Annotated in this window: 1 protein-coding gene; it reads right to left on the bottom strand. The window is 66.0% G+C overall.

The annotated features are described in order from the left end of the window. On the bottom strand, positions 1-206 hold a 206-nt coding region (locus DIE06_RS38645; RefSeq protein WP_221624098.1), incomplete at both ends, for a hypothetical protein.

Genomic DNA, 206 nt, shown 5'->3' with positions numbered 1-206 from the left:
ATCAACTCGCTGTCGACGGGCCTGAGCACGACCGATAGCACGGTGGCCTCGCTGTCGACGTCCACGTCGACCGGCCTCTCGTCGGCTACGAGCTCGATCAGCTCGCTGTCCACGTCGACCTCGACGGGTATCAACTCGCTGTCGACGGGCCTGAGCACGACCGATAGCACGGTGGCCTCGCTGTCGACGTCCACGTCGACCGGCCT

Origin of the sequence: Burkholderia sp. Bp8998, assembly GCF_003854235.1 — a bacterium.
Classification (GTDB): domain Bacteria; phylum Pseudomonadota; class Gammaproteobacteria; order Burkholderiales; family Burkholderiaceae; genus Burkholderia.
This window is presented reverse-complemented; position numbering and strand designations above follow the sequence as displayed.